The 21,959-nt window shown below is 73.5% G+C and carries 23 protein-coding genes; 10 read left to right on the forward strand and 13 right to left on the reverse strand.

Annotated features, from left to right (window positions below; genetic code table 11):
- Positions 1-54: 54 nt before the first annotated feature.
- Both OG373_RS03420 and OG373_RS03425 read right to left on the reverse strand, forming a co-directional pair.
- Positions 55-747 carry a (2Fe-2S)-binding protein gene (locus tag OG373_RS03420; RefSeq protein WP_405435734.1) on the reverse strand — a complete coding sequence of 231 codons (693 nt, stop codon included), beginning with the start codon at positions 745-747 and terminating at the stop codon, positions 55-57.
- Between the two features lie 59 nt (positions 748-806).
- Complete coding sequence (locus tag OG373_RS03425; RefSeq protein WP_405435736.1) at positions 807-1,607, reverse strand: alpha/beta fold hydrolase; 801 nt, start codon at positions 1,605-1,607, stop codon at positions 807-809.
- Between the two features lie 140 nt (positions 1,608-1,747).
- On the opposite strand from OG373_RS03425, the gene OG373_RS03430 reads away from it, so the two are divergent.
- Positions 1,748-2,434, forward strand: a complete 687-nt coding sequence (locus OG373_RS03430; RefSeq protein ID WP_405435738.1) for a GNAT family N-acetyltransferase — start codon at positions 1,748-1,750, stop codon at positions 2,432-2,434.
- A gap of 63 nt (positions 2,435-2,497) precedes the next feature.
- Here the strand turns inward: OG373_RS03430 and OG373_RS03435 are convergent, their stop codons facing one another.
- Complete coding sequence (locus OG373_RS03435; RefSeq protein WP_405435740.1) at positions 2,498-3,526, reverse strand: TolB family protein; 1,029 nt, start codon at positions 3,524-3,526, stop codon at positions 2,498-2,500.
- Positions 3,527-3,795: 269 nt separating this feature from the next.
- On the opposite strand from OG373_RS03435, the gene OG373_RS03440 reads away from it, so the two are divergent.
- Positions 3,796-5,037 carry an alpha/beta hydrolase gene (locus OG373_RS03440; RefSeq protein ID WP_405435742.1) on the forward strand — a complete coding sequence of 414 codons (1,242 nt, stop codon included), beginning with the start codon at positions 3,796-3,798 and terminating at the stop codon, positions 5,035-5,037.
- Here OG373_RS03440 and OG373_RS03445 read toward each other — a convergent pair.
- Positions 5,015-6,487, reverse strand: a complete 1,473-nt coding sequence (locus OG373_RS03445) for a carboxylesterase/lipase family protein (RefSeq protein WP_405435743.1) — start codon at positions 6,485-6,487, stop codon at positions 5,015-5,017. The two genes, OG373_RS03440 and OG373_RS03445, sit on opposite strands and share 23 nt — an antisense overlap.
- 136 nt (positions 6,488-6,623) lie before the next feature.
- On the opposite strand from OG373_RS03445, the gene OG373_RS03450 reads away from it, so the two are divergent.
- Both OG373_RS03450 and OG373_RS03455 read left to right on the forward strand, forming a co-directional pair.
- Entirely contained in the window at positions 6,624-6,947 is a 324-nt protein-coding gene (locus OG373_RS03450; protein ID WP_405435745.1) for a hypothetical protein, read from the forward strand.
- Between the two features lie 97 nt (positions 6,948-7,044).
- On the forward strand, positions 7,045-7,329 hold the full coding sequence (locus OG373_RS03455) for a chaplin (RefSeq protein WP_052872877.1): 285 nt from the start codon (positions 7,045-7,047) through the stop codon (positions 7,327-7,329).
- 99 nt (positions 7,330-7,428) lie between these two features.
- Here the strand turns inward: OG373_RS03455 and OG373_RS03460 are convergent, their stop codons facing one another.
- From OG373_RS03460 to OG373_RS03485, 6 genes are all read right to left on the reverse strand, one after another.
- A complete protein-coding gene (locus OG373_RS03460) occupies positions 7,429-8,292 on the reverse strand; it encodes a tyrosinase family protein (protein WP_405435746.1) in 864 nt (287 codons plus the stop codon).
- A gap of 30 nt (positions 8,293-8,322) precedes the next feature.
- On the reverse strand, positions 8,323-8,691 hold the full coding sequence (locus OG373_RS03465; protein ID WP_397727560.1) for a tyrosinase family oxidase copper chaperone: 369 nt from the start codon (positions 8,689-8,691) through the stop codon (positions 8,323-8,325).
- A 59-nt stretch (positions 8,692-8,750) separates the two neighbouring features.
- Positions 8,751-9,290, reverse strand: coding sequence for a GNAT family N-acetyltransferase (locus tag OG373_RS03470; protein ID WP_405435748.1), 540 nt, complete (start codon positions 9,288-9,290; stop codon positions 8,751-8,753).
- A gap of 258 nt (positions 9,291-9,548) precedes the next feature.
- On the reverse strand, positions 9,549-10,709 hold the full coding sequence (locus OG373_RS03475; protein ID WP_405435750.1) for an acyl-CoA dehydrogenase family protein: 1,161 nt from the start codon (positions 10,707-10,709) through the stop codon (positions 9,549-9,551).
- The gene (locus OG373_RS03480) at positions 10,706-11,899 is read right to left on the reverse strand and encodes an acyl-CoA dehydrogenase family protein (RefSeq protein WP_405435752.1); all 1,194 of its coding nucleotides are present in this window, start codon (positions 11,897-11,899) and stop codon (positions 10,706-10,708) included. Before OG373_RS03480 ends, OG373_RS03475 begins: the two co-directional genes overlap by 4 nt.
- A complete protein-coding gene (locus OG373_RS03485) occupies positions 11,896-12,873 on the reverse strand; it encodes an NADPH:quinone oxidoreductase family protein (protein ID WP_405435754.1) in 978 nt (325 codons plus the stop codon). The genes OG373_RS03480 and OG373_RS03485 overlap by 4 nt, the downstream gene beginning before the upstream one ends.
- Positions 12,874-13,085: 212 nt before the next feature.
- On the opposite strand from OG373_RS03485, the gene OG373_RS03490 reads away from it, so the two are divergent.
- From OG373_RS03490 to OG373_RS03510, 5 genes are all read left to right on the forward strand, one after another.
- Positions 13,086-14,201 carry a hypothetical protein gene (locus OG373_RS03490; protein ID WP_405435756.1) on the forward strand — a complete coding sequence of 372 codons (1,116 nt, stop codon included), beginning with the start codon at positions 13,086-13,088 and terminating at the stop codon, positions 14,199-14,201.
- A 240-nt stretch (positions 14,202-14,441) separates the two neighbouring features.
- The gene (locus tag OG373_RS03495; RefSeq protein WP_405435757.1) at positions 14,442-15,338 is read left to right on the forward strand and encodes an SDR family oxidoreductase; all 897 of its coding nucleotides are present in this window, start codon (positions 14,442-14,444) and stop codon (positions 15,336-15,338) included.
- Positions 15,339-15,428: 90 nt separating this feature from the next.
- Positions 15,429-16,142, forward strand: a complete 714-nt coding sequence (locus OG373_RS03500; RefSeq protein ID WP_405435758.1) for a helix-turn-helix transcriptional regulator — start codon at positions 15,429-15,431, stop codon at positions 16,140-16,142.
- Between the two features lie 94 nt (positions 16,143-16,236).
- Complete coding sequence (locus OG373_RS03505; RefSeq protein ID WP_397727577.1) at positions 16,237-16,668, forward strand: hypothetical protein; 432 nt, start codon at positions 16,237-16,239, stop codon at positions 16,666-16,668.
- Between the two features lie 126 nt (positions 16,669-16,794).
- Complete coding sequence (locus tag OG373_RS03510; RefSeq protein ID WP_405435761.1) at positions 16,795-17,598, forward strand: hypothetical protein; 804 nt, start codon at positions 16,795-16,797, stop codon at positions 17,596-17,598.
- Here OG373_RS03510 and OG373_RS03515 read toward each other — a convergent pair.
- Together OG373_RS03515 and OG373_RS03520 are read right to left on the reverse strand one after the other, a co-directional pair.
- Positions 17,585-18,418, reverse strand: a complete 834-nt coding sequence (locus tag OG373_RS03515) for an enoyl-CoA hydratase/isomerase family protein (RefSeq protein WP_405435763.1) — start codon at positions 18,416-18,418, stop codon at positions 17,585-17,587. The genes OG373_RS03510 and OG373_RS03515 overlap by 14 nt on opposite strands.
- A gap of 72 nt (positions 18,419-18,490) precedes the next feature.
- Positions 18,491-19,252, reverse strand: coding sequence for a PIG-L deacetylase family protein (locus tag OG373_RS03520; RefSeq protein ID WP_405435765.1), 762 nt, complete (start codon positions 19,250-19,252; stop codon positions 18,491-18,493).
- Positions 19,253-19,270: 18 nt separating this feature from the next.
- On the opposite strand from OG373_RS03520, the gene OG373_RS03525 reads away from it, so the two are divergent.
- The gene (locus OG373_RS03525) at positions 19,271-20,083 is read left to right on the forward strand and encodes an MBL fold metallo-hydrolase (RefSeq protein ID WP_405435767.1); all 813 of its coding nucleotides are present in this window, start codon (positions 19,271-19,273) and stop codon (positions 20,081-20,083) included.
- A gap of 33 nt (positions 20,084-20,116) precedes the next feature.
- Here the strand turns inward: OG373_RS03525 and OG373_RS03530 are convergent, their stop codons facing one another.
- Positions 20,117-21,904 (reverse strand): DNRLRE domain-containing protein, encoded by a 1,788-nt coding sequence (locus OG373_RS03530; protein WP_405435768.1) that lies wholly within the window; start codon positions 21,902-21,904, stop codon positions 20,117-20,119.
- Positions 21,905-21,959 lie beyond the last annotated feature (55 nt).

Consider the following 21,959-nt stretch of genomic DNA (forward strand, 5'->3'; position numbering starts at 1 on the left):
CGCGGCGCGCGCTCCCTTGCTCCGAACGGCGGCGTGCGGCGGTGACCCGTGCGGTCAGGGCCGCCGCCGCTCCGGCCGCCCGGAGCGCAGCACGCAGTCCCCGCAGAGCCCACCGCCGGGCACCTGGTAGTAGAGGCAGCAGCTGCGCCGTACGAAGGCCACCCCGAGCCCCTCCTCGTGGATGAAGGTGCCGGTGCCCGCCAGCGCCCCGCCGTCGGCCAGCAGGGCGCCCGCCAGCTCCACCGCCGCGCCGCCGGGCACTCGGTCGATCAGCACCCGCAGCGCCCCGACCAGCCCGGACGCCGCGTTCCCGCGCAGGACCTTCGCCGAGACCCCGAAGCGCTCGCGCAGCGCCGCGTCCAGCACGGCCAGGTTCGCCAGGACGTTCTCCCCGAGCTCCCCGGCCGGCAGACCGGGGCCGGGCTCGGGCAGCCACAGCTGGAGCGACCCGGCATCCGGCAGCCGCCACCACACCCGGTCGGCGGACAGGTCCGGTACCCGGCCCGCGAGTGCCGCGGACCCGAGCCCGAGCGACCAGAGCCGGGAGACGATCCCGAACTGCGCGGTCGAGGCGGCGACCCGGCCGGGTCCGCTGCCGATCCGCCGGCCCACCTCGGCCACGTACGGCCCGAGCCGCTCCCCGTAGAGCGCCGTGAGCGGCCGGAAGCCGGGGCCGGGCGGCTCCGTCCCGTACGGGACGGTGAAGAAGGGCCCTACGGCGGCCAGTCGCCGCAGTACGTCGTCCATACCGGGAATGATCTCAGCGCCGCGGGGCCCGGGTCGGGCCGGGGTCCCGCGCCCGCCGCTCAGAGCCCGGCGAGGAAGTCCAGCAGTGCCCTGTTGAAGGCTTCCGGCCGCTCCAGGCCCGGCAGGTGGCCGGCCCCCTCGATCACGGTGAGCACCGAGTGCGGCAGCAGCGCGTGCAGGGCCTCGGCCTCCGCGACCGGGGTGTAGGCGTCGTCGGCCCCCACCAGGACCAGGCAGGGCTCGGCTGCCCCGGCGAGCACGGGACGGTAGTCGGGACGCTCGGCCCGGCCGCGCAGTGCCGCGGCGGCGCCCTCGGGGTCGGTCGCGCACATCATGGCGCTGACCCGTGCGGCGGTCTCGGGCATGGCGATCACGTTGTAGGCCGCGAGCATCTTGTCGAGCACGTCTTCGGCATAGGGCCGCATGCCCTCGGCGATCAGCCGTTCGGCGGTCTCCCGGCGGAACTTCGCGCCGTCCGGGGTCTCCGGAACGGGGGAGGTGTCGGAGAGCACCAGGGCCCGTACCAGACCCGGGTGGCGCAGTCGTACCTCCATCGCGATCTGACCGCCCATGGACACACCACCGACGACCACCTGTTCGATGCCCAGACCGGCGAGCAGGGCGGCGAGATCGTCCGCGAGATCCGCCAGGAGGGCCCTGCCCGGGACCACCGGGCTTTCCCCGTATCCCCGCAGGTCAGGCGTGATCACACGGTATCCGGCGGCGGTCAGCGCGGCCGTCTGGGGGGCCCACATCGTGCGGTTGAAGGGATGTCCGTGGATCAGGATTACGGGCGCTCCGTCGCGGGGACCAAAGTCATCGAAAATCAGTGGCACGCCATTGCCAAATTGGGGGTTCATGAGAGGACTTTAAGGGGCTACATTGAGCCACTCGCGTTCACCTGACAGCCGGTTGCCTTTCACTCGTGTTTTGCACGGGGGGCGACGTCATGGACGCAGACTGTGCAACCACCCCACCGCCCAGAAGGACCGAAGGCTCCGTGCCCGTACCCGTACACCTCGCGGGCCGCACCGTGCGGCTCGAGCCCCTCGCCCCCCACCACACCGAGGCTCTGGCCGTGGCCGGGGCCGAGGATCGTACGACTTACGCCTTCACTCCCGTACCCCACGGGTTGCAGGCGTCCCACGAGTACATCGACCGCGCCCTCGCCGATCAGGCTGCGGGTCGATCGCTCCCGTTCGCGGTGGTCAGAGCCACCGACGGGCGGGTCGTCGGTTCGACCCGGTTCCTGGAACTGGACTACTGGCAGGGGCCTCTGGTCTGGCCCGCCGTGCCCGGTGTCCCGTTCGGCGATCCCGCGACGGCGATCCCCGATGCCGCCGAGATCGGCAATACCTGGCTGTCCCCGGGCGCCCAGGGCACCGGCATCAATACCGAGGCGAAGCTGCTCATGCTCCGCCATGCCTTCGAGACCTGGGGGGTGCGGCGCATCTCGCTGCGTGCCGATGCGCGCAACGGCCGGTCACGGGCCGCGATGGAACGTCTGGGGTTCACCTGCGAGGGGGTCCGTAGGGCCCATTCGCGCGGGCTCGACGGCGCCGTCCGCAGTACCGCCTTCTACTCGATCCTCGACGAGGAGTGGCCGACCGTACGGTCGATCATCGAGCTGAGGCTGTCGGCGGGCGCTCAGCGCAAGCGGCGCCGCAAGACCCTTATCCCCGCGTAACCCGGCCGACCGGCCGGGAGAGCGGAAAAACGGTCCTGCCCCTCGGCTCCCGCCGCGGCCTCCTCACCCGAGGAAGGCCGGGGCGAGGGCCGAGTCCATGAGGCGGGCGGGGGCGCCGCTCCCGTCGGCCGGCAGGGCGTACAGGTCGGCGCCGAAGTCCCCCGGCAGGGCGTAGACGACGGTCCTGTCGTCGATCCACACCACCTGGTCGTCGACGCTCCGCTCTTCGCCGAGCGGGGTCTCGGCGCCGGAGGCCAGATCCAGTACGTGCAGCCGCCAGGGCGCCTCCGCCGGCAGGCCCGGCACCCGCTTCTTGAAGACCAGCCGGGTCCCGTCGGGCGACAGCGACGGGCACTCGACGTTCTCGCGCAGCGTGGTCACGGTCCGTTCCGCCAGGTCGCCGCGGACCAGGTGGGTGCGGCCGCCGGTGGCGAGGGTCGCGTAGAAGATCCGCTCGTCGGCGGTGAAGGTGACCCCCCAGAAGTTGGCGTCGGCGGCGCGGTACTGCCTGCCGTCCTTGAGGATCGTGAAGTCCTCCAGCGAGGCCTCCAGCCGGCCCGTGCGCAGGTCGAGCACCGAGGTCCGGGTGGAGAAGTCCGTACCCGCGTACGAGTCCCCGCCGACGAAGACGGTCCACGCGGCGAGGTGCCCGCCGGGCGAGACCCGGGCCCGGGTGGGAACCCCGCCCAGCGGGTGTGCGGACACCTCCTTCAGGCGGGCGTCGAGGACGACCGCCCGATAGCCCTCCTGGACCCCGCTGCGGTCCGCCCGGAGGCAGATCCCGGTACCCCCGGCCGCGTGGAAGCGCAGGCAGCTCACCCCGGACGCGGTGCGGGTGCCGTCCGGCGCGCCGGCCGCGACGGTGGCGAGCTCGTCCCGGTGCGGCCCCCAGGCCATGTTGCGGAACACGATCCTCCGGCCGCCGTCGCCCGGTGCCAGCGAGAGTGCGCCCCGGGTGATCCGCGGGCCGCCGGCCCTGGCGCGGTCCTTCTCGTCGGCGTGGGAGGAGGCCCGCACGACGGCGAGTACGCAGACGGCGGCGAGCAGGGCCACGGCGGTGGCCAGGATCAGGATCCGGCGCTGCAGCGTCATGGGAGGACTCCGGGGCAGGGTGGGGTTCCGGGGGGGGCGGCGCGGGGGCACCATACCCAGCGGCATGTGCAAGGGCCAGGCATGGGCGGCGGCGCGACCGTGCACTCCACCAGCCGTACGGGCGGCGGGCAATGGCCTCCCCCAGGGGACCCCAAAAGAAGGAAAAGTGCGGAACCCTGACATGCTTTCGTTCATCCTTCGAACGGAAGGACCCAGCAGTCAGACCACCCCGCCCCTCTGGGGCAGCACCAGCCGGAGAGCCACCGCACATGTCGTACGCACCCGACGGGCAGCAGTACCAGCCGTACCGGCCGGAAGGACAGATACCGCAGCCGCCCCAGCAGCCCTACGGGCAGCAGGCACAGTACGGGCAGCAGGCGCAGTACGCACCGCAGGACCAGTACGAACAGACGGCGCGGTACGGACCGCAGGACCTCTACCCGGAGGAGCCGCCGCGCCGCCGGAAGGGGCGCCGCTGGCTGATAGCGGGCGCCGCCGTCCTCGCGCTCGCCGGCACGGCCGCGCTCGTGCTGAACCACTACGAGATACCCCCCTTCACCGACAAGGGCTCCGCGGTCTCGTTCGGGCAGACGCCCGCGGGAGGCGGCAAGAAGAACGACGCTCCCCCGCCGGCCAACTCCAAGATGCTCATGCCGACCGGGCCGGCCTCCGAGTTCAAGAACTCGATGACGCTCGCCGACGGCACGCACGTGGCCGTCACCACGCTCGACGGCAAGAAGTCCGGCTTCAAGGGCAAGGTCTGGGTCTGGGCCCCCAAGGAGTACAACGACCCGAAGTTCGCCAAGAGCGGCTTCCCGGTCATGATCGCCCTGCCGGGCGGCGCCGGTTTCCCCAACAACTACTGGATGGGCACCGACCTCGGTCTCCAGACCAGCATCAGCAAGTGGTACACCGAGGGCAAGAGCAAGCCCTTCATCCTGGCCATGCCGGTGCTCAACCCGGCGCCGGACGACAAGGGCGTCTATTGGGACGGCTCCGACATCCCCGGCCAGCCCAAGATGGGCACCTGGCTGACCGAGGACGTACCGGACCTGGTGAAGGCGAACTTCCGCACCGTCAAGTCCCGTGACGGCTGGGCCTTCATGGGCTCCTCCACCGGCGGCTTCGCGGGCCTGAAGGCCGTGCTGAAGCACCCGGACAAGTTCAAGGCCGTGATCGCCTCCGGCCCGGACATCGTCCCGGACTCCTCCCTGTGGAAGGGCCACGACAAGGAGAAGGCCGAGAACAACCCGGAGCTGCTGGCGAAGCAGCTCATCGACACCAAGGGTCCGGACGTGTACCTGGCCTTCCAGGTCGGTGACAGCGAGAACAACAAGAAGACCCTGCCGGACGTGCAGAAGTTCATCGCCACCTACGGCAACAAGGGCCCGATCCACACCGAGTTGAGGGTCATCAAGGGCGGCCAGCACAACGCCAAGACCTACGTCCCGAACATGGGCGAGGGGCCGATCCAGTACATCAGCAAGGTCATGGAAGGACCGGTCGAGTAGTCACCGACGCCTGCGCCGCATCGAGCGACGGCCCGCCGAACACCTTCGGCGGGCCGTCGCCGTTCCAGGCCGCCCAGCCCGGATGGCCCTCCACCGCGAACCGCACCCAGGCCGCGTGCATCTCGTCGGCCAGCGCCTGCGGGGGCTCGGACCCGGCCAGCCAGGCGGCCTCCGGTGCCGCGAGCGTGTCGAACACGAAGCCCAGCTCCAGGGCGTGGCAGGCGCCGAGCCCCGGCAGGCCGGAGGGCCAGCCGAACTCGTAGAGGAAGCTCGGCGCCGCCCGCCGTGCCCCGGCGAGCCTGCGCAGCGGGTCGCGCAGGAGTCGGTCGGTGATCAGCTGCCCGGCCAGCTCGGCGGGGCCGGCGGCGGGCAGGGCTGTGCGCAGCGCCCGTACGGCCGCCCGGTCCTTGCCGGTGCGGGCCCGGGCCAGCGAGACGGAGAGCGGGCCCAGCCGGTCCAGCAGGCGCATCCCGCCCGTGGGGGCGAGCCACAGCCGGTACTCGTCGCTCGTCCAGCCGAGGAGCAGCGGCACCTCGGTGGAGACCGCGAAGTCGCAGAGGGCGTCGAGGGGGTCGGTGGGGACCGTGTCCGGGTCGGTGACCAGGCCGAAGGCGGGTCCGCCGAGGAGCGGGCCCGATCTGCGCAGGACGGCCGCCTGGGCGGCCAGCAGGTCGGGCAGGTCGGTGGCCGTGAAGGCCGCGGCGGTGGCGTCCACCTTGAGCAGTGAGGCCATCCGCCGGACCGTGGCGCGGACCCTGACGCGCGGCAGGACCTCGGGGGCTCCGCTCTGCAGCACGGCGCGGGCGAACAGCCCGGCCGCGCGCGGGGCGGCCAGGAGGGAGCCGATGCTGATGGCGCCGGCGGATTCCCCGAAGACGGTCACGCGGTCGGGGTCACCGCCGAAGGCCCCGATGTTGTCCCGGACCCAGGTGAGGGCGGCGATCTGGTCCAGCAGGCCGCGGTTGACGGGGGCGTCGGGGAAGAGTCCGTAGCCGAGGACGCCGAGTCGGAAGTTGAAGGAGACGAGGACGACCCCGTCGCGGGCGAAGGCGGAGCCGTCGTACACGGGGACCGCCGAGGATCCCCGGGTGTGCGCCCCGCCGTGGATCCACACCATGACGGGCAGCCGGGCGCCGGGAGCCGGGTCGGGGGTCCACACGTTCAGGTTCAGGCAGTCGTCCCCGGGGATCGCCGGGTCGGGGAGCAGGGCGGCGAACGTGTCCGGGTACGGCACCTTGGGCGCGGTCGGCCCGTAGGCCGCGGCGTCGCGCACGCCGTCCCAGGCGGCCGGGGGCGCGGGCGCCGCGAACCGCAGGGCGCCGACGGGCGGGGCGGCGTACGGGACACCCAGGAACACGGCGGTCCCGCCGGGTCCGGTCCGGCCCTCCACGACTCCGCCCGCGGTCCTCACCCGCGGGCGGCTGCCGTCGGCGGCGGCCTCTGCGCTCATCTCGTCCTCCTGCGATGTCTGCGATGCCTGGAGATGCCGGTGCCGCTGACGGTGACGGTGACGGGCGCACCGTCGCACAGCCGTCCAACGGGTGACAAGGCGTGACCGGCTCCGGGCCTGTCCCGGTTGGACGGGCATGCGATTCCTGCGTATCCACCATGCCCTGCCCGTCCTGCTGATGGCGGGCGCCACGCTCCTGCCCGGCGCGGCCCAGGCCGCCGCCGGCCCGGACTTCCAGTACGTCGGCCAGGACGACCGGGTCCACGGGCTCACCGCGCCGAGGGGCTGTGTCGAGGCCGAGGGCGGCGGCGCCCGGGCGGTCACCAACGGGACCCGTGGCTCGGCGACCCTCTTCGAGGGCCCCCGGTGTTCGGGCCGGGCCCTACGGGTCCTGCGGCCCGGGGAGGTCGGCCAGGTGCGGCCGTACTTCGCCTCCGTCCGGTTTTCCGTCACCGGGTAGGCGCAGGGGCCGTGACCCCTGGGCCGCCCCCGCGTTGTATGCCATGTCAAATGCCACAGATTCTGTGGCGCCCCACATATCTCACGAGGAGATCTTGATGTCGCGTATCGCGAAGGCATTCGCCATCACCGCTGTCACCGGCAGCGCCGTTGTCGCCGGTGCGGGTCTGGCTGTCGCCGATGCCGGAGCGCACGGTGCGGCGGTCGGCTCCCCCGGTGTCCTGTCGGGCAACCTGCTCCAGGTTCCGGTGCACGTCCCGGTCAACGTCTGCGGCAACACCGTGAACGTGATCGCTCTGCTGAACCCGGCGTTCGGCAACACCTGCGTCAACGCCTCCGGCGGCGGCGACCACCACACCGAGGGTGGCGACTACGGCCACTGATCGCCTGATCGTCTGATCGGCTGATCGACGGAAGGGCCCCCGCCGGACGGCGGGGGCCCTTCCCGTATGTGCGGGCGTGGGGCCCGGGGCCCGCGGGGGTCATTCGTAGCGGTACAGGCCCCGGTGGTCGGACATCTCGCGCGGGGTGACGTTCCACGGCGGCATCGGCTCGTCACGGGCGATCACGCGGCCGCGCTGGAGGTCGCCCAGGGCCAGGGGGGCGGCGGGCAGATAGCCGGAGCCGGGGTGCCTGTGCTGCCAGCGGTCCCAGATCAGGTCGACGAAGGCGTGGTGCAGCCAGAACGCCGGGTCGTTGGGCGCCGTACCGCCCGTCATGTGGCCGCCGATCCACTGGTGGACCTTGTTGTGGTTGCGCCAGCGCTCGCTCCTGGGCGCCGCCCAGCCCTCCAGCTTGTTGCGGAAGCCGCCCGCGGTGGCCGTGGAGTCCCAGGGCGAGACGTCATAGGTCGGATCGTCGATCGCCCACTGGAGCTCGGCCGCGGTGGGCAGGGTGATCGGGTTCTGCGGCCGGCCGAGGTTGCGGGTGAGGAAGGCGGACTCCGTGATGCCCACCGTCACCGTCCAGTTGCCCTTGTCGTAGGCGAACGGCCCGGTCATCACCTTGCGGTCGCTCGCCCGCCCCGTACCCCCCAGGAAGTCGTCGGCCCACAGGGAGGAAACCGGGCTGGTGTCGGTGGTCCAGTCCCAGTACGGGACGCTGACGCCGGGATCGATCTCCTGCAACTGCCTCTCGAACTCCAGCAGATAGCGCCGGTGCCACGGGAAGAAGGAGGGGGACATGTGCCCGACGCGCAGCTTGCGGTCGCGGTCCGGCACGAAGTACTTGTCGTGGGTGCGCACCAGCGCGTCGTAGGCACCGCTGCGCTTGAGCTCCAGCACGGCCGCCGTGAAGCGCTTCTTCTGGGCGCTGGTGAGGTTCTTCTGGTTCTGCCGGGTGTGCAATGCGGGGCTCCTCCCGTTCCCGTGGGTCTGTCAGCCGTGGTGCGGGGCCGCGAGGGCGAGCTGGGTCGTGCCCAGTTCGTCCACGGCTGCCCGGGCCAGTTCCAGTGGCGTCGGATAGGACTGGAAGTGGTTGATCCCGCTGAGGTAACTGCCGTCGGCCCGGCGCATGACGTGCAGCGGCCGCCCGTCGATACGGACCCCGGCGACGTCGACGGCGATGTGCCGGCCGCGGTACGTCTCCTCCTCGGCGAGCGGTGCCGGGGTGAGGGTCTGCCGGGGGCGCCGGGCGCGCAGCACGGGGGCCAGGGCCGCACCCGTACCGGCGAGCACGGCCGCGGTGAACGCCGTACGCAGAAGCGCGCGGCGGGTCAGGGGTGCGGCGGGCGATGCGGCGGACATACGGTCTCCCTCACTCGGTGGCCGGCGGCTACGGGTCTAACGCCGCGCGGCGGACGAGGTCACCCGTGGGCGCTCCGGAGCTGCTTGTAGAACAGAGTGGTGGGGTGCAGCCGGCCCGCCGGGTCGCTGGCGTAGTCGGGGATGGTGCCGGCCTCCGTCCAGCCGGCGGAGCGGTAGACCCGCTCGGCACCGCTCCCGGTCTCGGTGTCCAGGAACAGCAGCACCACCCCGGCGCGGGCCGCGGCCGCCTCGGCCTCGGCTAGCAGGGCGCGGGCGGTGCCGCGGCCGCGGGCCGCCGGGTGGACCATCAGCTTGCGCAGCTCGGCGCGGTGGCGGCCGTTCGCCTTCGTCTCCCGGTACCAGCTGACGGTGCCGTCGATGCGGCCGTCGCCGCCGGTGCGGGAGACCCACAGGGCGAGCGAGCCGTCCTCGACCGCGGGCAGCAGCGAGTCCCACCAGGCGGCGGCGTCCCGGTGGTCGAGGCCGGCGAGGAAGCCGAGGGACGAACCGCCGTCGACCACGGCGAGCAGGAGGGAGGCGAGTTCGTCGCGGTGGGCTCGGAGTCCGGTCGCCGAGAGGGCGGTGATGGTGGCCGTCATGGGGCGAGGATAGGGATCGGCCGGCGGCCCGCCGGAGGCGGGGCAGGTGCAGATCGCGGCCGACGAGGGCCGCTGGGACGGCGATGGCGACGCTGCCCGGGATTCCGCTCCGGTGCAGGCCGAGACAGGCGGCCGCGCCCGTCGCACAGGGTGCCGCACCGCGCGCCGCGCCCGCATCGGCCGTTCGACCGTCTTCCCGCCCCCGCCCGGGGCGGGGGCGGGGGCGGGGGCGGGAGGACGGCCGGGCGCGGGCGCGGCCTACGGCGCGGGGAGTTCCGCGAAGTCCGCCACCAGGCCCCGGTGGTGGCCCGCCGTGCCGAGCGCCAGGGAGTCGGCCTTGGCCCGCTTGAGGTACAGGTGGGCCGGGTGTTCCCAGGTCATACCGATGCCGCCGTGCAGCTGTACGCACTCCTCGGCGGCGCGGACCGCCACGCCCGAGCAGTAGGCCTGGGCCACGGCGACGGTCAGCGGGGCGTCGGGGGCCGCCGTGGCCAGGGCGTCGGCCGCGGCCCTGGCCGCCGCGCGCGCGGAGGCCACGTCGAGCCAGAGCCGGGCGAGTCGGTGCTTGAGGGCCTGGAAGGAGCCGATGGGGCGGTTGAACTGGTGGCGGCCGCGGACGTGGCCGACGGTCTGCGTCAGGCACCACTCGGCGAGCCCGAGCTGCTCGGAGGCGAGTAGTCCGGCCCCGGAGAGCAGGGCTCCGGCGACGGCCGCCCGGGCCGTTCCCGGGTCGGCGAGGCGGGTGCCCGCCGCCGCGTCCAGCGTGACGGTGGCGAGGGGGCGGGTCAGGTCGAGGGGGACCTGCGGGGTCAGCCGGGCCGAGGCGGCCGGGACGGCGTAGAGCCCGGTGTCGGCCAGGACCAGGAGCACGTCGGCGGCCACCGCGTCCGCCACGGAGGTGACCGTGCCGGTCAGGCTCCCGTCGCCGAGGTCCCGGACGGGGGCCGGCAGGGGCGCTCCCGGGGCGAGCGTCAGGGGCACTGCCGGTGCGCACACCGTGCGGCCCGAGGCCAGCTCCCGCAGCAGCGGGACGGCTTCCGCGTTGTCGCAGCCGAGCAGGATCTCCGTGGCGAGCACGGCGCTCGTCAGGTACGGGACGGGCGCCACGGCCCGGCCCAGCTCCTCCAGGACCACGGCCGCCTCGCGGTGGCTCGCGCCCTGTCCCCCGAGCTTCTCGGGTACGAGGAGGCCGGCCGCGCCGATCCCGACGGCGAGGGTGCGCCAGAGTTCGGGGTCGTGCGGCCGGTCGGTCTCGGCCCGGGCGAGGACGCTCTTCGCGTCGCAGCGGTCGGTGAGCAGCGCGCGTACGGCGGAGCGGAGCTCTTCCTCGGTCTCCGAGTAGAGCAGGTCGGTCGGCGCCGCGGGGGCCACCGGCGTCGTCGGCGCGGGCGGGGTCGTCGGCGCAGTCGGTGCGGTCATCGGCTGAGGTCCTTCCAGGCGAGGTCCTTGTCGTCGCGTGGCTCGGGGGGCAGGCCGAGGACGCGTTCGGCGACGATGTTGAGGAGGATTTCGCTGGTGCCGCCCTCGATGCTGTTGCCCTTGGCGCGCAGGTAGCGGTAGCCGGCCTCGCGGCCGGTGAAGTCGACGCCGTCGGGCCGGCGCATGGTCCAGTCGTCGTACAGGAGCCCGTCCTCCGCGAGGAGTTCGACCTCCAGTCCGCTGATCTCCTGGTTGAGCCGGGCGAAGGTGAGCTTCATGCCCGATCCCTCGGGGCCCGGCTGTCCGGCGACCAGCTGCTGGCGCAGCCGTTCGCCGGTGAGGCGGGCGACCTCGGCCTCGACCCACAGTTCCAGCAGCCGCTGGTGGAGGGCGTGGGTGCGCAGCTCGGGGCGGTCGCGCCAGGCGGCGGCGACGGGGGCGATCATGCCGCCCTCGCGGGGGATGCGCATGCCTCCGATGGAGACCCGCTCGTTCATCAGGGTGGTGCGGGCCACGGCCCAGCCCTCGCCGACGGCGCCCAGCCGGTGGGTGTCGGGGATGCGGACGCCGGTGAGGAAGACCTCGTTGAACTCGGCCTCGCCGGTGATCTGGCGCAGCGGCCGGACCTCGACGCCGGGGGCGTGCATGTCGCAGAGGAAGTAGGTGATGCCCTGGTGCTTGGGGAGCGCGGGGTCGGTGCGGGCGATCAGGATGGCCCAGCGGGCGGTGTGGGCGCTGGAGGTCCACACCTTCTGGCCGTCCACGATCCAGTCGCCGGAGTCGGTCTCGCGGACCGCGCGGGTGCCGAGCGCGGCGAGGTCGGACCCGGCGCCCGGCTCGCTGAAGAGCTGGCACCAGACCTCCTCGCCGAGCCACAGGGGGCGCAGGAAGCGCTGCTTCTGCTCCTCGGTGCCGTAGGCGAGGATCGTGGGCGCGGCCATGCCGAGGCCGATGCCGATCCGGCGCGGGTCGTTGTCGGGCGCGCCCGCGGCCTCCAGTTCGGCGTCGACGACGGCCTGGAGGGAACGGGGCGCGCCGAGTCCGCCGAGGCCCTCGGGGTAGTGGACCCAGGCGAGTCCGGCGTCGAAGCGGGCGCGCAGGAAGTCGGTGCGGTCGGTGCCGGCGGGCGGGTGGGCGGCGAGCAGGCCCCGGACCCGTGTGAGCAGGTGGTCTGCGGTGATCGCGGTCATCGGGTCGCACCCGGCTGCCGGGGCATGGCCACGACCACGCGGCCGGTGGTGGTGCCGTCGGCGAGGCGCTGCACGGCGTCGGCGACGTCGGGGAGTGCGATGAGTTCGCTGATCAGGGGCTTGATGGTGCCTTCGGCGGCGAGACGGGTGAGTTCGGTGTGGCAGGCGAGGATCGCGCCCGGGTCCTTGGCCGCGTAGAGGCCCCAGTGGAGGCCGAGGATCGCGTAGTTCTTGACGAGGGCGTGGTTGAGGGCGGGGGCGGGGATGTCGCCGCCGGCGAAGCCGACGACGACGATCCGGCCCTCGAAGGCCACGCACTTGGCGGAGGCAGTGTACGAGTCGCCTCCGACGGGGTCGTAGACCACGTCGGCCCCGCGCCCGCCCGTGAATTCCTTGACCCGGGAGACGATGTCCTCGGTCGTACGGTCGATCACCAGGTCGCAGCCGAGTTCCTCGGCGGTACGCGCCTTGGCCCTGCCTCCGACCACTCCGATGACGGTGGCTCCGGCGGCCTTGCCGAGCTGGACGGCGGCGCTGCCGACCCCGCCGGCGGCGGCGTGCACGAGGAGGGTCTCGCCCGGCTGGAGGCGCGCCCGGCGGTGCAGGCCGAACCAGCCGGTCTGGTAGCCGATGTGCAGGGCGGCGGCCTCGGCGTCGCTCAGGCTCTCGGGGGCCGGGAGCAGGGCCCGCTCGGACGCGATCACGTACTCGGCGAAGCCGCCGTGGGGCAGGCTGGGGTTGGCGATGACGCGGCGGCCGTCGTCGGTGAGGCCGCAGATCTCGACGCCGGGGGTGAAGGGCAGCGGTGGCCGGATCTGGTACTGGCCGCGGACGAGCAGCGCGTCGGGGAAGTTGAGGTTCGCCGCGAGCACCCGCAGTCGCACCTCGCCCTCGCCGGGGACCGGTTCGGGAATCTCTTCGAGGCGCAGGGCCTCTCGGGGTTCGCCGGGGGTATGTACTCGCCATGCCTGCATCCGGGGCCTCCAGCCGCCGTCGAGGAACCACGCTCCGCGGGCATACTAAGCAGTCGCTTGCCTCTCTGGGAACCATCGGTCGGGGTGGAGAGGCCCCCGGTCCGAATCAACACGCGCCATTCAGGCCACATCCTCCTCAAGATCAGGCAACATGTGGCGTGCACGTGTCATGACTCAACGGGGAACAGCACCTGTCCAGGGGGGACCACTACATGAGAAGAAGCATGTCCGCGGCCGGAGCCGCCATCGTTCTGACCGGCCTGGTCACCGCGGCCGGACCGGCAGTGGCGGCCGACGCGAAGTGCGCACCGAAGATCCAGGTGCTCGGCACGATCGGGAACGAGTCGTACGCCCGCGACGTCCAGCGCAGCCAGGGGGTCTTCGACCTCGGCACGGGCGACCTCGCCGTCGGCGTCTCGGGCTACAAGCCCGCCTACTGGACCGGCACCACCGTGTACCCGGTCCCGCTGACCGACCCGAACGTCACGGGGCAGGTGCTCGCCGTCAACGCGCACGGCCTGATGGTCGGTGTCCTCCACAACTTCGGCGCCTCCTCCCTGTTCACGTACCGGGCGGGCGCCGCGGCGATCACTCCGCTGCCGGACAGCGACGGCTCCGACCTGGAGGCCGACGTCAATGACGCCGGGTACGTGGTCTCCCGCTCCGACAGCGGGATCGGCACCGTCTGGAAGGACGGCCAGAAGGTCCGCGACCTGCCCGTACCGGCCGACGCCGGACCGGGGACCCGGATCACGACGGTCACCGGCATCAACAACCAGGGCGACATCCTCGGCATGGCCACGCAGGACTACGAGGTCCCCGAGACCGGCGCGCACCTGGAGGGCACCCACCCGGTGCTGTGGCCGGGGGACGGCTCCGCCGCCCGGCTGCTGGCTCCGGCCGTGAACGACAGCTACGTGCAGGACCTCGACGAGAGCCGCCGGATCGTCGGCTACGACTGGGCCGGACCGTGGCACGAGTACCAGCCGCTGGTCTGGGAGCCGCCGCTCACCGGGCCCGCGACCTCCCCCGGTGGGCTGAGCTCGCACCCGTACGCCACGTTCGAGGCGATCAGCGCGACGACGAACGTCAGCGTCGGCACGGCCAAGTTCCACCCGGACGAGATGACCCGGCCGGACCAGGCCCTGCTGCGGGCCGGCTCCGGACCGGTCAAGGCCCTGCCGCGGCTGGCCGCGGGCGGGGCGAGCATGGCCGATGCGGTCTCGGACGCCGACCGGGTCGGCGGGGCGGCCGTGAACGCGAAGGGCAAGCTCAAGCCGGTGATCTGGACCTGCGCGACCAAGCAGGCGTACAACCCGGGGAGTTAGGCCGTCTCTTTCGGATCTTGTCGGCCGGGCCCACGGCGTCCGGTGCCGTGCCCGGCAAGGCGGAGGGGCGCCCTTGTACTGGACGTACTCGGGCGCACCGACAACGCGGCCGGGTGCGGTGCCGGGCGTCGCGGGCCCGGCAAGATCCGAAAGAGACGTCCTAGGCCGGCAGCGGCCGGACAGAGGCCGGGCACCGTTCGGGCATGGTGATCTGAGCGCCCACACGCTATCGATGGGCACATGGAGAACCCTCTGCGCGGGCTGCCCGCGCCACCCGCGCTCGGCGCCGCCGCCCTGCCCCCCGGGACCTACGCGGGGCAGGTGGTCCTCGTGACCGGCGGCGGCACCGGGCTCGGCAAGGCCATAGCGGCCGAGTTCGCCCGGCTCGGTGCCGACGTGGTGATCGCGAGCCGACGCGCCGAACAGCTCAAGGCGGCGCGCGAGGAGCTGGCGGCCGTACCCGGCGCGGGCCGGGTGTCGGCGGCCGTCTGCGACATCAGGGACCCCGAGCGGGTCGCGGAGGTATTCGATGCCGCGCAGGCCGCCTTCGGCCTGCCGGACGTGCTGGTCAACAACGCGGCCGCGAACTTCCCCTCCCCGGCGGAGGACCTCTCTCCGAATGCCTGGCGGGCGGTGGTCGACATCACCCTGACGGGCACCTGGTTCATGACCCGCGAGTTCGGCCGCCGGCACCTCACCGCGGGCACCCCCGGCTCGATCGTGAACATCGGCGCCTCGTACGCCTGGACGGGCGGGCCGGGGTTCGTCCACAGCTCCGCGGCCAAGGCCGGGGTGAAGAACCTGGTGGAGACGCTCGCGGTCGAGTGGGGTCCGTACGGCATCCAGATCAACGGGCTCGTCCCCGGGCTCGTCCCGCACGCGGACATGACCGAGGACATCCGGGACGGCCTGGAGCGCGCCGCGCCCGACGCGAAGGACGCCCGGCAGCCCGCGCTGCGGGTCGGCGCGCCGCGCGAACTGGGCTGGGCCGCCACCTTCCTGGCCTCGCCGTACGCCCGGTTCATCACCGGGCACACGCTGGTGGTGGACGGGGCGAACTGGCAGCGCCGGTCGGTGGTCAACCCCGAGGTGGTCCCGGTCCGCACCCAGCTGGGCCGCGGCCCGTTCGCTTCCTAGTGCTGTGACCGGAAAGGTCCACCGGGTCGCGACGCCCGGCACGGCACTAGGCCGTCCCTTCCGGATCTCGCCGGGCATCGGCTACGGTCCATGGCTGTGAACCGTACCGAGCGTCTGTACGCCCTGGTGGAGGAGTTACGGGCGGTCTCGCCCCGGCCGCGCAGCGCGCGGTGGCTCGCGGATCGCTTCGGCGTCAGCACGCGCACCATAGAGCGCGACCTCAGCGCCCTGCAGCAGTCCGGGGTGCCGCTCTACGCCGAACCGGGCCGCAGCGGCGGGTACGCGGTGGACAAGGACCACACCCTGCCGCCCCTGACCATCACCCCGGCCGAGGCGGCGGCCCTGGCCGTCGCCCTGCACGGGCTGTCCGGGACCCCGTTCGCCGCGGACGCCCGCTCGGCGCTGCACAAGGTGTTCGCCGTGATGCCGCAGCGCGACCGGCAGGCCGCGCGCGATCTCGCCGCCCGGGTCCGGCTCGCCGTGCACCCCGTTCGGCCGTCCGCGCTCCCGCACACCCTGCGCGTGGCGCTCTCGACCCGCCGGCTGCTGCACCTGCGCCATGCCGACGCGCGGGGCGAGATCACCGAGAGCACCGTCGAACCCCTGGGCTTCCTCGGGGGCGACCACTGGTACCTCATCGGCTGGTGCCGGCTGCACCGCGCCGTACGGGACTTCCGCCTCGACCGCATCCAAGCGGCGCGGGCACTGGAGGAGACGGCGGAGCCGCGTCCGGTGGACCTGTCCGAACTGGACACCGCCGGAAGGGATTTCGTCGCACTCGACGAACTCTATGGTTTCGCTTGAGTCCCCTCCCGGAGGGCTAAACACCGACAGGGGGCTGTCGCCGACGGCCCGGAGGCTGGGTGACCACGAACCGACCATGGAAGGCACCGCGCCCATGTCTGTGACGACGACCCCCGCCATCGATTCCGCACCGCTGACCCGGGAGGCCGGCACCCGGCTGGTGGAGGGCTGGACGGCGCTCTGGAACGGAGACGTCGCCCTCGCCGAGCAGATCCTCGCCCCCGGCTTCCGGCTGCACTTCGCGGACGACTTCGACGGTACCGGCTCCGCCTACTCCTTCGGCCAGGAGGAACTGACGGCGTTCATCTCGGCCAACAGCCTTGCCCTCACCGGCCTGACCTTCGCCGCCGAATCCGCACCGCTGGTCGACTCCGAGCGCGGCGAGATGGCCTGCCGGTGGACCGAGAGCCACGCCGACGGCGACGGAGAGGTCGCCGTCAAGAGCGGCATCGACATGTTCGCGGTCACCGACGGCCGGATCTCCGCCGTGTGGTCGCTCACGGGCAACCGCCGCTTCGCGGCCTGACCCGCACCGCCACCGGCACGGCACCGGCACCGGCACCCCCACCCGCACGGTCCGCGGAGCGGCTCGCCTCCCCCGAGCCTCCTCCCCGGGCCGCGCGTTGTCAGTGGCCGGTGCGAGGATCGGGGCATGTCTCTCGCCGAACTGACCCTCGACCGCTGGCGGTCGCTCGACCCGGCCACCGCCGGACACATCGCGCACGAGGCCGCCGCGCAGGTGGGCGGCCGGGTGGTGCTGCTCGACACCGTCGAGCACCTGGGCGGTCCCCTGCACCGCGTGCGCATCGAGCGCGAGGGGCAGGAGTTCGCCCTCGTACCCGGCGGGGCGGTGCGGCTGGGGTTCGACCTGGACGCCTTCGTCCCGACGCCCGCGCAGAGCGCCGACTACGCGGAGAGCGCGGAGGAGGGGTACGGGTACGGGCGGCCCGACCTGAAGTCCTATCTCGCCGATGTGCTGAGCCCGCTGCGCACCGCGACGCTGGCCACCGTGTTCATGGCCGTGGAGGACGAGGCCCTGACCGAGTCCCCGGAGGACATGCCGGCGGCCCTCGCGGCGCGCGGGCTGCGGATACCGGGCGCCGACGAGTGGGAGCACGCGTGCGGGGCCGGGGCGGGCACCCTGTTCCGCTGGGGGAACGAGTGTCCCCTGGACCAGCCGCCGTACGGGGGCAGCGGGGGCCCGCGGCACGAGCCGAACGCCTTCGGACTGCACATCGCCTACGACAGCTACCGCACGGAGCTGAGCGGCGACCCGACCGCCGTGCACGGCGGTGACGGCGGCGAAGCCGTCTGCGGCGGATACGGCGACCTGCTCGGGTGGCTTCCGCTGGCCACCGCCAACCGCAACCCGTACACGGCCGAGTTCACGTACGGGCCGGACGGCGTGGGCATGTACGAGGAGTTCTCGACGCGGCCGGTGCTCAGCCTCCGCTGAAGCGCGGGGGCCGCCGGGCCGCCTTGGCGGTGTAGCCCTCGCGGCAGTCCTCCGAGGTGAGGGTGAGGGCCGCGGTCATCGCCACCCGGTCCAGGGCCGCGGGGAGTGCGGCGTCGGCGTAGGAGTCGATCGCGCGCTTGATGCCCTGGACCGCGAGGGGCGCGTTCGCGGCGATCTCCCGCGCCACGGCGCACGCGGTGGCCTCCAGGCCCTCGCCGGGGACGACCAGCTGAACCAGGTTGAGGCGCAGCGCCGTCGCGGCGTCGATGCGGCGGCCCGTCAGGGCCAGGTACTTGGCCCAGCCCGCACCCGCCTCGCGGGCGATGCGGAGGTCACCGCCCGCGTCCACCGCCACCCCCAGTCCGGCCTCCGGCAGGGCGAAGACGGCGTCCTCGGCCGCCACCCGGACGTCGGCCATCAGCGCCAGCTCGAAGCCGAAGCCGAGGCAGTAGCCCTGGACGGCGGCCACCACCGGCTGCGGGAGGCGGGCGAGGACCGCGAACCGCTCGTGCACCCAGCGGATGCCCTCGTAGTAGTTGCGGGTGCGCTCCGCCGGGGATCCGCCCGTGATGGCGCCGCCCGGGGCGGTCACGTCGATGCCCGCGCAGAAGGCCCGGCCCTCGGCCCGCAGCAGCACCGCCCGCACGGACGCGTCGAAGCGGATCCGGTCCGCGAGCAGGCCGAGCTGGCGGGTGGACTCCCAGCTCCAGCCGTTGAGTTTGTCCGGGCGGCACAGGGTGAGGATCGCGAGACCGTCGCCGATCTCCAGCCGGACGCGCTCCTCACCCTCCGCGATCTCCGTGGAGATGGTGTCGATCACCGTGTCCCGCACCCCCGGTCCGATGGCTGACGACCTCACGAACTGACGAGTCGTCAGACTAGGGGTGGCCGGTCAGCGGGGGAAGACCTCGAACGGCACGGCCGGACGGCCGCCGAACCGGGCTGCCGCCTGCTGGGCGTTCCCGGTGAGGAAGGTACGGGCGTACTCCTCGGGGTCCTGGTCCGTGAGCACTTCGATGTACGCCTTGTGCGCCAGCAGGGACTTCACCGAGCGCTCCAGCCCCGGTCCCGCGTCGGCCGCGTGCGTGGGCGTGCTGGATCCGGCCACCGCGACCCAGCGCACGCCGTTCCACGGCTGCAGTCCCCGCTCGATGAGCTCGGGGAAGATCCAGCGGTTGCCGGCGTCACCGGCCGCGTCCAGCACGGCCCGGCCGACGGCCTTGTGGTCGGGGGTGTTCCAGTAGCCGCCGCCCTGCGCACCGCCCCACGTGTCGCGGTGGTTGAGGGTGACGATCAGCTCGGGGCGGTGCCGCCGGACGGCCGCGGCGATGTCCCGGCGCAGGCCGAGGCCGTATTCGATGACGCCGTCGTGGTAGTCCAGGAACTCCACCTCGGACACGCCGACGACCGCGGCGCTCGCCCGCTGCTCGGCCTCGCGCAGCGGACCGCAGTCGGCGGGGGCGATGCTGTCGATGCCCGCCTCGCCGCGCGTGGCGAGGAGGTAGACGACCTCCCGGCCCCCGTCCGTCCAGTCCGCGATCGCCGCGGCGCACCCGTACTCCAGGTCGTCGGGGTGCGCGACCACCGCGAGGGCGCGCGTCCAGTCGGTGGGCATGGGCTGCAAGGCTGCCTGCTGATCAGGTTGTTCGGTCATGTCTCGCACAATAGGCGCATGGACCGTCATGGGCAGGTGGTGGCGCTGCTCGACGCCACGGGGATCTTCTTCGAGCCGGCGCGTACCGCCTTTCCGGGGGCGGAGGTGGCCGCGTGGGCCCGTGCCGCGGAGCTGGATCCGGGCGCGTTCGGGCCGGACGGGGCGTGGGCACTGGATTTCCGGTGCTTCGCGATCGCCCGGCCCGGCGGCCGCTGGGTGCTGGTGGACGCCGGGGTCGGGCCGGCCCGGTCCCCGGCCGCCGCGTGGGCCCCGGTGCCGGGGCGGCTGCCGGACGCCCTCGCGGCGGCCGGTATCGCTCCGGCCGATGTGGAGGCGGTGGTGCTGACCCACCTTCACGAGGACCACGCGGGATGGTCGTCGGGGGACGACGGGAGGCCGTTCTTCCCGGCCGCCCGGTACGTCGTGCAGCGCGCGGAGGTGGCCGCGCTGGACCGGGCGGACCCGGTGTGGGACTGGACGGTGGCGCCCCTGCGCGCCGGCGGGCAGTTGCACGAGGTCGACGGTGCCCACCGATTGGCGCCCGGCATCACCCTGCTGCCGACGCCCGGGCACACCCCGGGGCACCAGTCGGTGCTGGTGGATCAGGGGGAGGGGGCCCGCGACGTCACCGGGGACGTGCTGGTGCACGCGGTCCAGCTGGGCGACCCGGCCGTGCCGTACTCCCACGAGCGCGACCGGGATACCGCCCGCGCCTCCCGCCGGGCCCTGCTGGCCCGGGCGAGGGAGCGCGGGGCCCTGCTGGCCACCGCGCACCTGACCCGACCCTTCGTGGAGCCGCCCCCGGAAACGCCGGCGGGCCGGCGCCCCTGAGCGGGGGCGCCGGCCCGGCCGGTTGACGTGGGATCAGCCGATCGGCCGCGGGGTCGCGTCGATCCCGGTGGCGGTCGCCCGGAACCAGACGGCCCTGCCGTCGGCGCCGACGGCCGACAGGTCGACCAGACCGTCGCGGTCGAAGTCGCCCGCGGAAACCAGCGTCGGGTAGGCCGTCCGGCCGAAGCCCGAGCCGATCTTCACGCGCTGCGCCGTGCCCCAGCTCGTGGGGTCGAGGTGCCCGGCGGCGTCCTTGGCCCCCTTCACGGCGAACAGGTCGCCCGAGGCGTCGTCGCGCACCCACAGGTCGGCCGCGCCGTCGCCGTCGGTGTCGCCCGCGACGAGGACGGAGACGGAGTCCCAGCCGCCGTCGCCGACCAGGACCGGGCCGCCGAACGCGTCCAGGCTGGCGAAGATGCTGGCGGTGTACGCCCAGAGCTTCGTGCCCTGCTTCACCAGCAGGTCGGGCTGGCCGTCGCCGTTCAGGTCACCTGCGGCCACCACGCCCTCGGCATTGAACCAGTGGTCGTCGCCGGTCCACGCCGGGTCGTCGCCGGCGCAGGCGTGGCCCGGATCGGCGACCGGGCAGTCGACGGTCAGCACGATGTCGCTGCCCGGCAGGATGCCGCCGAGGCCGTTGCCGTGGTAGATCCGGAGCAGGTTCCTGCTGGATCCGGTGGGGCGCTCGAGCACCAGCAGGTCGTTGTAGCCGTCATCGTTCCAGTCCCCGGTGACGGCGATCCGGGCTCCCGGGTCGAAGGCCGCCCCGCCGTCGACGGGCGCGGCGAAGGTGCCGTCGGCCCGGCCAGCCGAGAAGCGGAGCTTCGCGTCCGGGTCCAGGGTCCACAGGTCGCGCAGGCCGTCGCCGTTCAGGTCGCCCGCGGCGTCGGGGCCACCGCCGGCGAGGACCCAGATGCGGTACACGACCTGGTCCGAACGCCGCCCGGCCTTGTCCACGCTGTACGCGTAGACCATGTGGGGGCCGGAGGCGGTGGGCGTGATCACGGCACTGCCACCCGGCGCCACGGTGATCTCCCGAGGCGCGAAGTCCGACCAGTACACGATCTTCTCGATGTTGGTGGCGCCACCGGTGCCGAACGTGAACGTGCCCGGGGTGCGGGCCTTGCCGGTGTTGGCGGGGGCGCCGTTCGAGGCGTCGGGGAACTCGGGGGAGCTGATCACCGGCGGCGCGGGGCGGCCGATGGTGGTCTCCAGCTTCGCGGTCGCCGGGGCGAACCGCTTCCAGGCCGAGGAGTCGGACTCGTCCGAGGCGAACAGACCGACGGTGACGGAGGTCCGGGACGCGGCCGCCGCCTCCTTCACCAAAGCGGTGGCGTCGAACTCGAGGTCGCCCGCCGCGCAGCCCTCATGGCCCTTGGCGTCCGTCACGGTCGCCAGCCGGACGCCCTTGGCGGGCTGGTTCTTCCACGTGGTCTTCGCCGAGACGGCGCCGACGCTCCACAGCTCCACCGGACGGCCCGTGCAGGACGCGGCCCCCGTGTTGGTGATCCGGAAGGTCGCCTTGGAGACCGTGGCGCCCGCCAGCGCGGTGGTGTCCAGGCGGAGGTACGCGCGGGACAGCCCCTCGGTGCCGGCCTCGTTGCCGACGCGCAGGTCGCCGGCGGCGTTCCAGTAGGAGTGGTTCGGGTACTTCTTGGACACGCGCGTCCAGGCCTGCGCGCCGACGGGGGTCTCCCCCGCCCCCGCGGCGCTGACGGCCGGCGCGGCGACGGCGGCCGTCGCCGTTCCCGCCGCCACCCCGGTCACGGCCAGTCCGCCGGCCAGGGCCAGCGAGACGGCGCTCGACATCTTTCTCAGCATGCACGCTCCACACATCGGTCGGTTCCTCGGGTACGAGCGCCCACCCTAACCGTGT

The sequence above is a fragment of the Streptomyces avidinii genome (assembly GCF_045161815.1).
GTDB classification, from domain to species: domain Bacteria; phylum Actinomycetota; class Actinomycetes; order Streptomycetales; family Streptomycetaceae; genus Streptomyces; species Streptomyces avidinii.

Coding starts and splice junctions, on each gene's coding strand:
- OG373_RS03475 (WP_405435750.1), bottom strand. CDS start 10,709: ATGACCGCACCGACTGCGCCGACGACCCCGCCCGCGCCGACGACGCCG.
- OG373_RS03420 (WP_405435734.1), bottom strand. CDS start 747: ATGGACGACGTACTGCGGCGACTGGCCGCCGTAGGGCCCTTCTTCACC.
- OG373_RS03450 (WP_405435745.1), top strand. CDS start 6,624: ATGCGATTCCTGCGTATCCACCATGCCCTGCCCGTCCTGCTGATGGCG.
- OG373_RS03455 (WP_052872877.1), top strand. CDS start 7,045: ATGTCGCGTATCGCGAAGGCATTCGCCATCACCGCTGTCACCGGCAGC.
- OG373_RS03495 (WP_405435757.1), top strand. CDS start 14,442: ATGGAGAACCCTCTGCGCGGGCTGCCCGCGCCACCCGCGCTCGGCGCC.
- OG373_RS03465 (WP_397727560.1), bottom strand. CDS start 8,691: ATGTCCGCCGCATCGCCCGCCGCACCCCTGACCCGCCGCGCGCTTCTG.
- OG373_RS03490 (WP_405435756.1), top strand. CDS start 13,086: ATGAGAAGAAGCATGTCCGCGGCCGGAGCCGCCATCGTTCTGACCGGC.
- OG373_RS03425 (WP_405435736.1), bottom strand. CDS start 1,607: ATGAACCCCCAATTTGGCAATGGCGTGCCACTGATTTTCGATGACTTT.
- OG373_RS03525 (WP_405435767.1), top strand. CDS start 19,271: ATGGACCGTCATGGGCAGGTGGTGGCGCTGCTCGACGCCACGGGGATC.
- OG373_RS03480 (WP_405435752.1), bottom strand. CDS start 11,899: ATGACCGCGATCACCGCAGACCACCTGCTCACACGGGTCCGGGGCCTG.
- OG373_RS03520 (WP_405435765.1), bottom strand. CDS start 19,252: ATGACCGAACAACCTGATCAGCAGGCAGCCTTGCAGCCCATGCCCACC.
- OG373_RS03485 (WP_405435754.1), bottom strand. CDS start 12,873: ATGCAGGCATGGCGAGTACATACCCCCGGCGAACCCCGAGAGGCCCTG.
- OG373_RS03500 (WP_405435758.1), top strand. CDS start 15,429: ATGGCTGTGAACCGTACCGAGCGTCTGTACGCCCTGGTGGAGGAGTTA.
- OG373_RS03470 (WP_405435748.1), bottom strand. CDS start 9,290: ATGACGGCCACCATCACCGCCCTCTCGGCGACCGGACTCCGAGCCCAC.
- OG373_RS03440 (WP_405435742.1), top strand. CDS start 3,796: ATGTCGTACGCACCCGACGGGCAGCAGTACCAGCCGTACCGGCCGGAA.
- OG373_RS03530 (WP_405435768.1), bottom strand. CDS start 21,904: ATGCTGAGAAAGATGTCGAGCGCCGTCTCGCTGGCCCTGGCCGGCGGA.
- OG373_RS03505 (WP_397727577.1), top strand. CDS start 16,237: ATGTCTGTGACGACGACCCCCGCCATCGATTCCGCACCGCTGACCCGG.
- OG373_RS03510 (WP_405435761.1), top strand. CDS start 16,795: ATGTCTCTCGCCGAACTGACCCTCGACCGCTGGCGGTCGCTCGACCCG.
- OG373_RS03445 (WP_405435743.1), bottom strand. CDS start 6,487: ATGAGCGCAGAGGCCGCCGCCGACGGCAGCCGCCCGCGGGTGAGGACC.
- OG373_RS03435 (WP_405435740.1), bottom strand. CDS start 3,526: ATGACGCTGCAGCGCCGGATCCTGATCCTGGCCACCGCCGTGGCCCTG.